The 12,401-nt window shown below is 60.3% G+C and carries 14 protein-coding genes; 12 read left to right on the top strand and 2 right to left on the bottom strand.

Annotation, left to right across the window (positions count from 1 at the left end):
- Positions 1–28: 28 nt before the first annotated feature.
- The 8 genes from LDN85_RS00835 to leuD all read left to right on the top strand — a co-directional run bounded on the left by LDN85_RS00835 (position 29) and on the right by leuD (position 6,157).
- Entirely contained in the window at positions 29–1,009 is a 981-nt protein-coding gene (locus LDN85_RS00835) for a hypothetical protein (RefSeq protein ID WP_026540861.1), read from the top strand.
- Positions 1,006–1,809: a hypothetical protein gene (locus tag LDN85_RS00830; RefSeq protein WP_026540862.1), complete on the top strand. Its 804-nt coding sequence runs from the start codon at positions 1,006–1,008 to the stop codon at positions 1,807–1,809. Before LDN85_RS00835 ends, LDN85_RS00830 begins: the two co-directional genes overlap by 4 nt.
- A gap of 46 nt (positions 1,810–1,855) precedes the next feature.
- A complete protein-coding gene (locus tag LDN85_RS00825; RefSeq protein ID WP_026540863.1) occupies positions 1,856–2,491 on the top strand; it encodes an RDD family protein in 636 nt (211 codons plus the stop codon).
- Positions 2,478–3,113, top strand: a complete 636-nt coding sequence (locus tag LDN85_RS00820; protein ID WP_026540864.1) for a hypothetical protein — start codon at positions 2,478–2,480, stop codon at positions 3,111–3,113. Before LDN85_RS00825 ends, LDN85_RS00820 begins: the two co-directional genes overlap by 14 nt.
- Positions 3,114–4,050: 937 nt before the next feature.
- Positions 4,051–4,566 carry a CocE/NonD family hydrolase gene (locus tag LDN85_RS00815; protein WP_223944340.1) on the top strand — a complete coding sequence of 172 codons (516 nt, stop codon included), beginning with the start codon at positions 4,051–4,053 and terminating at the stop codon, positions 4,564–4,566.
- Positions 4,567–4,629: 63 nt separating this feature from the next.
- Entirely contained in the window at positions 4,630–5,124 is a 495-nt protein-coding gene (locus tag LDN85_RS00810; protein ID WP_223944339.1) for a CocE/NonD family hydrolase C-terminal non-catalytic domain-containing protein, read from the top strand.
- Between the two features lie 70 nt (positions 5,125–5,194).
- Entirely contained in the window at positions 5,195–5,509 is a 315-nt protein-coding gene (locus LDN85_RS00805) for a hypothetical protein (RefSeq protein WP_026540866.1), read from the top strand.
- Between the two features lie 48 nt (positions 5,510–5,557).
- Positions 5,558–6,157 carry a 3-isopropylmalate dehydratase small subunit gene (leuD, locus tag LDN85_RS00800; protein WP_051421529.1) on the top strand — a complete coding sequence of 200 codons (600 nt, stop codon included), beginning with the start codon at positions 5,558–5,560 and terminating at the stop codon, positions 6,155–6,157.
- Positions 6,158–6,464: 307 nt separating this feature from the next.
- Here the strand turns inward: leuD and LDN85_RS00795 are convergent, their stop codons facing one another.
- Positions 6,465–7,895, bottom strand: coding sequence for a HEPN domain-containing protein (locus tag LDN85_RS00795; protein ID WP_026540868.1), 1,431 nt, complete (start codon positions 7,893–7,895; stop codon positions 6,465–6,467).
- A gap of 222 nt (positions 7,896–8,117) precedes the next feature.
- Here LDN85_RS00795 and LDN85_RS00790 point away from each other — a divergent pair, with 222 nt between their 5' ends.
- From LDN85_RS00790 to LDN85_RS00770, 4 genes are all read left to right on the top strand, one after another.
- Positions 8,118–8,558, top strand: a complete 441-nt coding sequence (locus LDN85_RS00790; RefSeq protein ID WP_223944338.1) for a recombinase family protein — start codon at positions 8,118–8,120, stop codon at positions 8,556–8,558.
- A 303-nt stretch (positions 8,559–8,861) separates the two neighbouring features.
- The gene (locus LDN85_RS00780) at positions 8,862–9,266 is read left to right on the top strand and encodes a hypothetical protein (RefSeq protein ID WP_026540871.1); all 405 of its coding nucleotides are present in this window, start codon (positions 8,862–8,864) and stop codon (positions 9,264–9,266) included.
- The gene (locus tag LDN85_RS00775) at positions 9,256–10,146 is read left to right on the top strand and encodes an ATP-binding cassette domain-containing protein (protein ID WP_051421530.1); all 891 of its coding nucleotides are present in this window, start codon (positions 9,256–9,258) and stop codon (positions 10,144–10,146) included. The genes LDN85_RS00780 and LDN85_RS00775 overlap by 11 nt, the downstream gene beginning before the upstream one ends.
- Entirely contained in the window at positions 10,139–10,840 is a 702-nt protein-coding gene (locus tag LDN85_RS00770; protein WP_026540872.1) for a hypothetical protein, read from the top strand. The genes LDN85_RS00775 and LDN85_RS00770 overlap by 8 nt, the downstream gene beginning before the upstream one ends.
- Here LDN85_RS00770 and LDN85_RS00765 read toward each other — a convergent pair.
- Entirely contained in the window at positions 10,819–12,363 is a 1,545-nt protein-coding gene (locus LDN85_RS00765) for a DUF418 domain-containing protein (protein WP_223944337.1), read from the bottom strand. The genes LDN85_RS00770 and LDN85_RS00765 overlap by 22 nt on opposite strands.
- Between the last annotated feature and the right edge of the window lie 38 nt (positions 12,364–12,401).

Here is a 12,401-nt window from a genome sequence, read left to right as displayed (position 1 = left end):
ACACAGATGGCTTACACAGGGGGTTCACATGGCTGGGTTCTACGGCGCGGACATTTCGCAGCTTCGCAGTCTGGCTGGCGTGATGGGCAAAGCTGCCGACGCCATCAGCCTGCAAAGCACGCAGTTGTCCAACGCCATCAATTCCACCACCGCGTGGCAGGGCAAAGACGCAACGGTATTCAAGGGCGATTGGAACTCCCAGCATCGGCAGAGCCTGGTCAAGGCCGCCAACATGCTGCGCGAGAATGCCAGCCAGCTGAAGAAGCACGCCAACCAGCAGGAGTTCGCCAGCCACAACGATGGTTCGGGCTCCTCGGTGGGTGTCCTCAAGGACGTCTATGACACCGCGATGGGCGTCAAAGGCCTGGCCGCCCCGCTGTGGACTGCCTACAAGTACCTCAAGCTCGGCAACGCCGAATGGGTGAAGACCCGCGAAGTCCTGACCAACTGGCGGGCCGGCGGGACGGTTGTCCGCGATGCCATGACCGCGCTGCGCAATGGGGAAAAGGTCACTGACGTCCTCACGGACTTCAAGGCCAACATCCCCTTCAGCCAGGCGTTCCAGGATGCCAGCAAATTCTCCAAGGGCCTCCGTGTGGCCGGAGCGCTGGCAGCACCGTTGAACATTGTGGGCGGCATCAGCGACATGATCAACCCGCAGCACGATGGCTGGCGCGGCACCGGTGACCGTGTGGCCGGCGGCCTTTCCGTGGTGGGTGGCGTTGGCAGCATCATGCTCATGACGGCCGGTGGCGCAGCTCTGCTCGGACCGATCGGTGCCCCCATTGTGATCGGCGCGGGCATCGTTGCCGGTGCCTGGGCCCTGGGCAACCTCGTAGCCGACAACTGGGACTCCATCAGCAACTTTGCACGCAATCCGGGCAGCTACATCGCCGATGGTGCCAAGGAAGTGGCGGGCTTCGCCAAGGACGTAGGCAGTAAGGTGGCAGACGGGGTCAGTGACGCCGCCAAGTCAGTCGGAAACTTTGTCGGAGGGATATTCGGATGACCACCAGCACCATGAAATGGACCCAGCGGGACGTTGAGGCAGCAGCCAAGGTCCTGGCCTCGGCCAGCGCCGTGGGCTCGGCCCTGCCCACGCTGACCGATGAAGAAGTTGTGGCCCTGGATGGCGTCCAGCACGAACAGCTGGTTGCCCTGCCATGGCTTTCGGCCCAGGATGCCAGCAAGGAACTGATGTGCGCCATCGCCTTGCGCGGCCTGCTGGCCAAGGAACTTGTGTACCCCGTGGTGTTCGAGGGCGAGACCGAGCCGTCCCGCCTGCACGCGACGGAAGAAATCACCGGCGCCCTCACCCTGCGCCGCAGCGGCAGCAGCGTGGTCTCCGTGGAACGGACAGTATCCACCGGCAAGCGCTGGCTCTACGGCTACCTTCATGACGAAGGCGTCCTGCTGGAGGAAGTGGACGAAAGCGGCCTGCACGGCTTCACCGTGGTCACCCGCGACCAGCTGGTTCCACGCCTGGCCGAATTCGTGGACCCCCAGCAGGCGGCTGCCCGCGACACCGAGGCCGCCCTCTACACCGAAGCCCAGTTCGAGGCACACGCCGCCACGGCTTTGGCGGACACCCAGGCAGCGAGCAACGTGGTGGCCTTCAATTCCGACACCAACGAGTTCCCCACCGTGACCGTATACACGGGCCCGTCCGGAGTCCACGTACTGACTCCGCGCGTGGAGGGTACGTCCGGCAACGGTGCGGAACAGGCAGAATCCGTGGCGTTCGAGCTCCAGGAAACTTCTGCGGCAACGTTGGCCCGCGTCCTGGGCGGGCTGGCCGGACTGGCCTGACCTTCCGTACCCAAGCCGCAGACCGCCGTCGAGCTGAAAGTCCCTCATGAGTACTTCGAAGTCCACCACCCTCACCGGCCTGCTTGACCCTGTCAACGGCCGCCCTGTCCGCCGGCACCCTGACACCGGCGCGTACTTCGTCAAAGCGTCCGGGGGCGCCCACTTCTGGGGCCGGGTACTGGACGCCATGGTGTTCCTTGTTGGGTACGTGGTCCTGGCCGTAATCCTTGCAGTGGTCCGGGAATCCATGATGAACAGCGGCTCTGCGCTCGGGTACAACGACGGTTTGTGGCTGAGCCTCTACGCTGTCCTGTGGTTTGTGGGGCTGTTCGTGTACGGCATGATCTGGGGATCCGTGGGCAGTGTGGGCGACGCCGCAGCCGGCATGCGCTCCGTGCGGATCAAGAACGGCACGACGGCGGGCGCCTGGTTGGGCGGATGGCGCGCCATCTGCTGGTCCTTCTTCCCGTTCTTCGTGGTCATGCTCATTGCCTCCGCCATCAGCGGCGGCGGCGATGACACGTGGGATCCGAAGTTCGCGGCCATCGATCGCCGCTCCGGCATTGCCCAAGGGCAGGCACCGGTTCCTGACCCCAAAGCGGCGGCAGCCGATCAGGCCGCTGCGGCCGAACGCCGGGATTTGCCCAACCTCTACGGCCAGCGCCCGGATGCACGGCCGTAACTGGCTGGTTCGCCGTGTTGAACGGGAGCTCTCCCCTGAACTGGGCCGGCTCCGGTATGTAGCGTCGTCGCGCCGCATCTACTGGAAGGTCCTCATCCCCTGCCTGGTGGTGGGGTTCGTTTTCGGGACCATCGCGGAGTTCGTCAGCCCGATCCGTTCCACCCGGGAAGCCGGGCACTTCAATGATCCCGCTTTCTTTGTGGTGACCAGCATGCTGACCGGCTTGGTGCTCTGGTCCATGACGTTCCTGGGCAGTTTCCGGAAGCTGTTGGTTTTCGACGGTGGTGTGGTTGCCAAATATTCGCAGAAGCACACGCTCTTGGTCATCCCCTGGGACGAAATTGTGCCCGGGACCATCAAAGCGGTGACCACGGCTGACGGCACCGATCCCGATCGGCGCTTGGCGGCCCGACGCAAGGTTTCCCTGGGCGCCGGCGGCCACAACGCGGTGGTTTTCCAAGCCCGCGGGACGTTCTGGGTCTTCGCATCAAACCAGGATCCTGCCCCTTTGGTCCTTGCCATCCACGGAGCCATGAATGATGCCGGAACACCCGGCGCCGCACGGGCAGCGGCAGGTGCGCTGCCCGCCGTCGTACTGACCGGGCGAATGGCGCTCGACTGACCGGTTCTGCTCAATAATGGGCGCTGCCATGCTGCCAGCCAAGGAAACACGACATTGCTGTGCCATCGCTCCAAGCTTTTGAGGATCTGTGTCATCGAGGGAAGCTTCTCACTGAGGGGGTTCCACGAACCGAGACCGGCCTGCCCGGCAACTTCCTTTAATCTGGCGCGCCGCTTCGCCTTAGTGGAAGGGTGATTCATGGTTTCTCGCAAGGCAGCGGCCTTACCAACCTCATCAACTCCCAGAAGAAGCCTTCGTTTGATACGCAGTGTGCCGTTGACGGGTTCCAGAAGCCACAGGGCAAAGGCGGCAGCATCCAGAGCATTCCTCACCAACGCATAGGCACCGAAAGGGCTGGCGGCCATATCGATCTTGTGCTCGGATTCCTGGACAATCATCTGCTTCAACGAAGCGATGCACCCTATGGCTACGGAGAGCTGACTATGCGCATATCCGGAGACATCGTAATGCGGTGATCTGGTGTCGTCGGAGAGCAGTGCCGATCCTGGCTGCGACTCCATGAGTGGTTCCAATGTTGCTTCAATTGCCGTAACTCTTTCGAAGAGCCGCATGATCCATTGGCTGTACTGAACCTCGTCTTCGTCATCGACCGGGAACTTTATCACAGCATGAGTCTAGGAGCAGGGCGGGGAGCTCTATTACACTGCATTGTTGGATAGCGGCCAACACCGCCAGTAGGCCCAGTCCGGAATCCGGGGCCTTAGAAGCGGAACGCCCTTGGCCACCCGCGCGTCGGCCGCTGTGAGACGCCAATTGCCGAAACCAAAACCTAGAACCTTGGTTGGCGTCCTCGCCGCTGTCCGGGCGACTGTGGCGCTAAGCTTCTGGCTGATGCCCAACATTTATGGCGCTGCGCGGATGCAGGTCGTGGGGTGGGTGCTTATTGGTTTGTAGAGGATGTGGGACGTGCCCGGCAATGACGCTGATGCGACCGATGCTCCTCACCCACGGCGGGATCCCCGAGACACAATTCGGCGCTGCCCTGGGTCCGCTGATCGCCAACACCCACGGACGTGTTGAGGACATCCTGACCAACAGCATGAACCACCCCTTCTACGACGAATACTGGCAATCCAAAGCACCGGATCTGGCCGCCATCGAGGTCCCCGCCTACATCGTGGCGAGCTGGTCCGACCACGGCCTGCACACCAGAGGAACCCTCGAAGGGTTCCGTCGCATCTCCTCCAAGCAGAAGTGGCTCGAAGTGCACGGCCGGAAGAAGTGGCAGAACTTCTATGACCAGGACAGCCTGGCCCGCCAACGTGAGTTCTTCGACCACTTCCTCAAAGGGGAAGAAAATACCATGGAATCCTGGCCCAAGGTCCGGATCGAAGTCCGCGAGAAAGCCTATGTGGGCGAAAACCGTGCGGAAAACGAATGGCCCCTCGTCCGCACCGAATACACGCCCCTCTACCTCGACACCGGCCGCTGAAGCCTCACAACGGACCCCGGCCCCGCCCCGGAAAACATCTCCTACGATGCCCAGTCCGGGAGGGTGGTTTTTGACCACACCTTCACAAAGGACACAAAAATCACCGGGTACACGAAGCTCCGGCTATGGGTTGAAGCACAAGGCTCCAACGACATGGACCTGTTCGTTGCCCTCAAAAAGATCGACACTGCAGGCAAGGAAGTGAACTTCCCGTTCTTCTCCACCTTTGACGACGGAAATGTTGCCCTGGGCTGGTTGCGGGTCAGCCGCCGGCAGCTCGCCGACGACTCACGACCGGAACAGCCCCGCTACACGCACCAAACCGAGGAACTGTTCACCGAAGGCGAGATCGTGCCGGTAGAGATTGAAATCTGGCCTTCCAGCACGCTGTTCCACACCGGCGAAACTTTGCGGCTCGTCGTCCAAGGCCATGACGTCAACAGCTACGAGCAGGGCTTGTTCGCTCAAGGCCACACCTACACCCGCAACAGTGGACGACACATCATCCACTCCGGCAACGGGCACGACTCGCACCTGCTGCTGCCCATCATCCCGTAGCCCTGTTGGGTTGCTGCCAACCTCCAAGCTGGCAGCAACCCAACGCTCCCCAACGCCCAAGAGAGACACGATGACCACCACCACTGCCAGGGCAGCAGAGATCTCCGAAGATCCCACCACAGAGACCGGCAGCATCCCGACAACCGGGGAGACAACACCCACCCGCCACGGCTTCCGACGCACCGTCGTCGCGAACTGGCGCGAACTGCTCCCTGACGACACAGTCGTCCTCGTCGCCCCCAACAAAGAGTGCATCACCGGAGTCATCGACGCCGTCACCAAGGACGGCGCCTTTCTTTGGCTGCGCCAAGGCCACGGCAGGGACCGGCAGCTGTTCTACCGCTCCGACGGCTACAAAATCCTCGTCGACCCACGATCAACCTGACCCGGGCCAACCCAGCACCGCCCGCCAATACGAAAAAGAGAGGGAAGCGTGGCCTTCCAACCCGTGACCACGGTCAAAGGCACCGCCGTGCCGCTGAGGCGCAACAACGTCGACACAGACCAGATCATCCCGGCCGTCTACATGAAACGCATCACCCGAACAGGATTCGAAGACGGCCTATTCGCCAGCTGGCGCAAAGACCCCGAGTTCGTGCTCAACCGCCCCGAACACGCAGGAGCAAACATCCTCATAGCCGGGCCCGACTTCGGCACCGGGTCTTCACGGGAACACGCCGTCTGGGCCTTGATGGACTACGGATTCCGGGTAGTCATCTCGCCACGCTTCGCCGACATCTTCAAAGGCAACGCAGGAAAATCAGGTCTCCTGGCCATCCAACTAGGCCAACAGCACATTGAACAAATGTGGGAAGCGGTGGAAGCACACCCTAGACGTCCCCTCAACGTGGACCTGGACGCACAAACCATTTCTGCTGGGGATCTCACTCTCGACTTCACTGTGGACCCCGACACCAGATGGCGGCTGCTCAACGGCCTGGACGACATCGACCTGACGTTGCAACACCAAGACGACATCACAGCCTTCGAGCAAACCAGGCAAGCCTGGCTGCCCACCACGACGCCAAAATAGCCACCCTTCAGAAAAGAAGGGACACGCGGGCACATCCCGCCCACCCCAAAGGCTCTTGGGCCGGGAGACGAGCACTCGTTCGCAACACGAAACCTGAAAGTCAGGCGCCACCTCCCGGCCCAAGCAGAATCTGGATATCGTGGAGTGCGGCAACGGTCCAGCTCGGCCTGGAGGTCTGCCTTCGACTTCGTCGACCTCGAAGTGGCCCCGTTAATGCGAAGGCGGCCTGCTGCCCAGGGTCGCGGTGTCCACTCCCCTGATTTGCTCAGCACGGTACAACCGCGGGCGCCAACCGGCCAGCGGAACTTTACCCATCTCCAACGGGCGCGGGGCTCAAAGGTTCGGAAGGACTAGCTTTGCTCCGTTCCCGAAACATCTCTAGTGCCCCTGGTGGATCCCAAAGATGTTCCTCATCCATGTTCGCGAGGGCGAACATGAAACTTTGGGCCTTGCGGAGGGCCGCCTTGAGCTCATTACTATCAGTCAGCTCAAGCAGGATGCGGAGAGTGAGTATCCACCGGCACGAGATCATCGCAACGAAATAGGAGGAAAGTTCGGTGCCACCGAACCGGTTCACCAGTTGGTGGCTCTGATCGTTGCGGATTTTCTTGACTATCTTGACCCAAAGGTCCAGGTCTGGGCCGCAGACCCCTGGGGCGATCTCACAAACAGGAGCTGCGAGTTGGACAATTCGCTCATGGTAAGTCGGCTGGTCCACGTGGTTCAGAACGTTGCGCAGCGTCTCGTTGGCCATCGCATCATCGCTGAAGCCCTCATCCGTTAGGGCCCTAACCCCTGCCGCGCGCGCTTCATCCATGGCCCGCTCCACGGCTCGCGCACTAAGCTCCTGAAAAGGCCGAGCTTTCGTATGAAGCCTTCGGTGTAATCCTTCCAAAGCTGTGACCAAGACCTGGGCATCCACTTGGATTACTCCTGAGCGGGAATTAGCGATGTACGGGAACGGGTCTATTTTCGCCGCAAAAGGAAGCCACGTAGCTAAGTGCTCTACTGTGAGATCCCCCAGAGGTAAAAAACTGCTTCTCCGCAGGATTCCCTGCTCTTCGTCTCCTCTCGGAACGTACAGACACCAGCCGTGATCCTCAATGAAGACCTCTGTGAGGAGAGGACTAGGAGGTTCCTTCTGCGTCCACAAGCCAAGGAGCTGGGCGGAGGACAGCTGTATGTCCTGGGTTAGGGTGCCCAGCGAGGAGATCTCGTGGGATGAGAAAGTAAGTCCGGCGTTGCCACCGTGCGTCCAAGGACCGATTCGCCCCGGCACCGGCCCAGCGACTTCTGGTTCTGTAGCCCAGCTGATAGCCGACTCTGGGATTGGCCACGTCCAACGGATGGCTGTAACCCCTTGATCCTCGCCTGAGACATGAGCGCCGTGCAGCCGTTGTTTTCCCGTGAAACGCTGGCGGGTGTGGATCGAAAATTCTGGCCCGGGTTGCATGTGTGCATCCATGAACGTCACTAGAGAGCCATCATCGAGTCGACCAAGGATCACTCGGGGTGAAAAGTCCGCAGCAATGTGGGCGGGATCATTGCTGAACTGAAGGGCCCTGTCGTCAAGGACGGTAACCTGCACAGGCATGAAGCAGAAACTGGAAAGTCGGAGATTGTAGCCGTTGTCGTCTGTATATTCGACGGCCCCGGACACTTCCTTGCCGCCCGCGATCCAAAAGACCCCCGCGGCGTCCGCCTTTTCGTGATCGGATTTAATTTCGTTGCTCATCATGCTCCCAATGACGTTCGGGCTGCTCTAGACGTGGCCTAATACGTAACGCTACTGCCTGTGACCAGAGCCGCCGTCCTGGCACCCACTTGCCGGGTGGAGTGTCCCACTTCCTTAGAAGTGGGACGCCTCCGATGGGACACTCCCCCCACCTCCGAATCCGCCCGATCCCGTGGAACGAAACCGTCCCGTGTGTAGTCCCAAAAGTCATGCAATCAATCCCTGTTGCAGAGACAACTTTCGGTACGGTTCAGAAATGAATATCGGGTACGCGAGGGTCTCAACAAGGAGCAACACCTTGCCCGCCAGTTGGACGCCTTGGGGGGTGCCGGCATCGAGGCCCAGCCCATTTACGTGGACGAGAAGTCCGGGACGACCACGAATCGTCCAGGACTTCAGGAAGCAGTGCGCCACGCCCGAGCCGGGGACGTGATCGTGGTCCACACCCTGGACCGCTTTGGCCGGACCGTGCGAGACACTTGGAACCTCGTCCATGTTTTTGGGGCTAAATCCCTATTTTTCCGGCTGCGGCCGCCCCGAACCTGCAGCCCTGGCTGGTCATGTCAAGGGCAACGGCGATACCTACGACCAGAACGTAAACAACGGCTTTGCTTCTCAATCTATGTAGGCATACTATCTAGATATGAGACTAGATCCTTGGCCTGATGAGTGGACGCGGGGGGTGCTGCCATTTGCAGTGCTGTCTGCGATTGCTCGGGGACCGGCCCACGGTTACGCGGTTCTGCAGTCTCTCCAGGCTTCAAATATCGGGACTTTTCAGGGAGGGACGCTGTATCCGTTGCTGCAGCGGCTCTCTGACCAGGGCTTGGTCGCTGCACATTGGGAACACCCTGCGGCCGGGCCTGCGAGAAAGATTTTTAGTTTGACCGATGAGGGACGGGACATTCATCGTCTTCTAACCGATCGCTGGGAACAATTCGATGTCATCGTGAAAGGACTGAACGCCAAATGATCAACTTTTACAGTCAGGTAGCCTCCAACCTCAGGGCGAAGAACTACACGGAAGCGGAAATCCGTTCCATTCTTGACGAGGTGCGAGCTCATGTTGCTGCCTCCGGCCAGTCGCCGGAGAAGGATTTCGGGACTGCCTTTGAGTACACGGCTGGGTTCGAGAAGAAGCCCAAGACGAGCCCGTTTCGCCGTAATCTGAATGTGGCATATGGGCTCGTCTTTGCGTTTGCTGCCCTGTACTTCATCGCCCGGCTCCTGTGGCCGGCGGTCGATCTGGGTACATCCGTGGGGCTGTGGGGAACCGTGGGCGCCCTTGTCGTGGTCACCTTTGTCGGCTGGGGACTTAGTTACAAGACTCCGGCCGTCCGCAGCGGTGAAGGCAGCCGTCCATATGAAGGCTGAGGTTGAGTTTCTTTCAAAGTCCTATGGGGGTAAGCCAGTCGTCTCGGACGTGTCTTTCGGCTGCCCGGAGTCCTCGGTCACGACCCTCTTGGGTCCGAATGGGGCCGGCAAATCAACGGTGATGCGGATGATGGCCGGCCTCGCCGTGCCGGAACGGGGCCAGGCACTCTACGACGGCCGCCCGCTCACTTCTTACACCCGGCCGAGTAGTGTTGCGTCTTTCATGCTTGGGCCAAACCATCTGCCCGGGTCGTGCAGCGTGCAAAGGTTCCTCAAGATGAACGCCGACGCCGCTGATCTTCCGCCCAACATGATCCCAGAGACTCTTTCCGTCACAGGGCTCCAAGCGGCATCACGGAAGAAAATCAGACACCTGTCATTGGGCATGAGAATGAGACTTGCCATTGGTGCCAGCCTCATGACCGACCCGAGTCTGCTGGTTCTGGATGAGCCCTTCAACGGGCTGGATCCTGAGGGAACTGCTTGGTTGCGCGGTTTGATCATGCACCGTACCGGGCAGGGAAAGGCTGTGTTGATTTCGACCCATCTTCTACGTGAAGCAGAGGCTTACACCGACCAGGTTGTCGTTCTCGACAATGGCGAGGTCCGGGCCCAGGAGTCGGTCCAGCGACCGAACGCCCGGGTGCGCTGCGTTCCGACGGACGCTGCTCGTTTCAGGCAAGCCCTGAACGCCAGCGATGTCAGATATGCCGAGGGGGAAGACCGTTCCTTCGCTGTCGAGCTCAAAGCTGAAGCGTTGCTTTTACTGTGCAACAGGGAACGGATTGATCTGGTGTCAATTGATCTGAACGCCCAGGGTCAGCTGGAAGGCATCTTTGAAAATGCCCTTAGGGCGACGGGAGCTCAAACGCATGCTTAACACTTTTCGATTCGAAGCAGGCAACATGCTCGCCCTCCGATCCCGCCAGATCTTCGCTGTGGTTGGAGGCTTGGTGCTACTTCTGGCAGCTCTGATTACAGCATTCGTTCCAGGCTTGGACCAAGGCAATCTTTCGGCTGCCATTCTCGAAGCCGCTGTTTCGGTCGCCGGGGTCTACATCCCCATCATGGTTATCCTGATCTTTGCCGGGGATTGGAAGTCAGGGGTCACCCATTACACCTTGCTTCATTTTCAGAATAGAAAACAGGTTTGGGTAGCCAAGGCAGTCCTCAGTCTCACACTGGCTCTGGCCGCTACACTGGTTTGCTTGATGTTGTCCTTCGGCTTGGCCGCTATCACAGGGGGCCTGTCAAGCGCTTCTGACCAGCCCTGGGCGTACGTGCTCGGGGTGGTTCCGGTCTTCCTGTACACAGCCCTGGGCATGGGCCTGGCATCAGTGTTACTGTCCCCCTGGGCTGCGATTCTGGCCTTCATCGTTGTGACGTCGATAATGGACGGTCTTTTAGGACTGCTCCCTGGCGAACTCGCCTCCTGGATCCAGTTCTCCGCATCCGTGCAGAACTTCACAGGGAGCGGGGCTCTATCCTTGGCCGGCTCTACTGCGTTGGTGCTGTGGATAGTTCCGCTCTCCGCTCTTGGTTTTAGAAGGTATCAACGGGCCGACATAGGGTAGCGGGCCGCTGCCGACGAAGTGCTGTAGCTACGCACGCCTTCTTCCAGCGGCAACAGCGGGCGCCGTTGGAAGAAGGCGACGGCAAGGCAGAACAAGAACCAAAACCCGCCCGCGCACAGGAGCACAGCGATGACCCCATGCTCCGCCAGACCCAGGCCGTAGGGGGTAAACAGTGCTGTCATTGCGATGGAGGAAAGCAAGTAGCCCGAGAGCGTGTTCCTGCCCGCGCTCGTTACAGCTTGCTGGACAACCACGGCTGGCCCCAGACCAGGGGATTCCGCTTTTCCTGTCCCACGGATGCAGAGCAGCCACAGTCCCAAAGCTCCTGCCAGGCCTCCGACCGCCGACACGGACTCCGCCCACCAGGTGACCGGCAATTCGGCCGTTGGCGAGCCGAGCTCGAGCCCTCGTGGAAGACATAAGACCAAGGAAGCGCCAAACAGCCCAAGGCCCAGCGTCCGCGAGCCCAGCCAGGGCTTCCGTGCGCCGTGCCCTTTCAGGTATCGGGCGGTGAGGTACCCGAGCGCTATTGGCAGGAGCAGCTGCAGCGCGGCGATTGGCGCGCCGATAACAAGGCTCAGCCACTCAACGGCCCGGTCTTCAAATCCACTGTCCCAAGATGAAGCAGTCAGAGATGCAGCCGGCCCGTCGGAGAAACCGTTGAGGACACCTGTCAGCAGAGCACCGACCAACCAGGCAACCAGAACCGATATGGTCCACCGACGTCCAAGTCCCCGCTTTCGCTTTAGGTTCCACACAACAAACGCGAGAACCAACCCGTACAAGGCCATGATGTCAGCTGAAAGAACGAACAACCCGTGAACGGTACCAATGGCAATGAATGCAATGTTGCGCAGGGCGATGTCTTGTTTCCGGTCACGCAGGAGTGAGTAAAGCGAGTAGCCCAGCAGGATCGAAAAAAGGTTGATGCCGCGGTATTCGAAAAGCACCGCGTAGGCGCCCCGCGCGATCCCGTCTGCGGAGTCGCCCATCGTCGGCTTAACGAACAGAAGCGCGTTTTCCGTCACTATCAAGAGCAGTGCGATGCCTCTGAGGAAGTCGATACCAGGGATGCGAATATGCCGGGATGTGGCGTGGCTTGTGGGCGCAGGGGCCTGGCCGATACGCCAGCTCTTGAGCGGAAACGCCCAGAGCAGCGCCGTACACCAGAGCGCGTATTTCGCCAGGATCAGGACCAATTCACCGGCCGGGGATCCAAACATGGTGTTCGGGGTGTAGGTAAATGCCAAGGAAGCGACGTTGTTCATCAGATGGAATAGCACCGGGACCACCAGGGAACCGGACATCCTGAAGAGGATGAACATCAGTCCGCCGAATAGGGCGTGGTCTATGGCCGCTCCTGCGTTCGTGGGAAGGTGCCATAAGGAGAAAGCAAGAGTCGCTGCGATGATGGATGTTTTGGTCGGCAACAACTGCTTCAGGACGACGGCGCCGAAGGCCAGCGGCAGAACTATCCGGAACAACGCTTCCTCAAAGGCTGCAGCCGGGATCAGTGCTACCAAATCACCGGTGTTGGGTAACGTCAGCTGAAGTGATGACG

The organism is Arthrobacter sp. StoSoilB20 (assembly GCF_019977295.1).
GTDB classification, from domain to species: domain Bacteria; phylum Actinomycetota; class Actinomycetes; order Actinomycetales; family Micrococcaceae; genus Arthrobacter; species Arthrobacter nicotinovorans_A.
The sequence above is the reverse complement of the archived record's forward strand: the minus strand, read 5'-3'. Positions and strand labels throughout refer to the sequence as shown.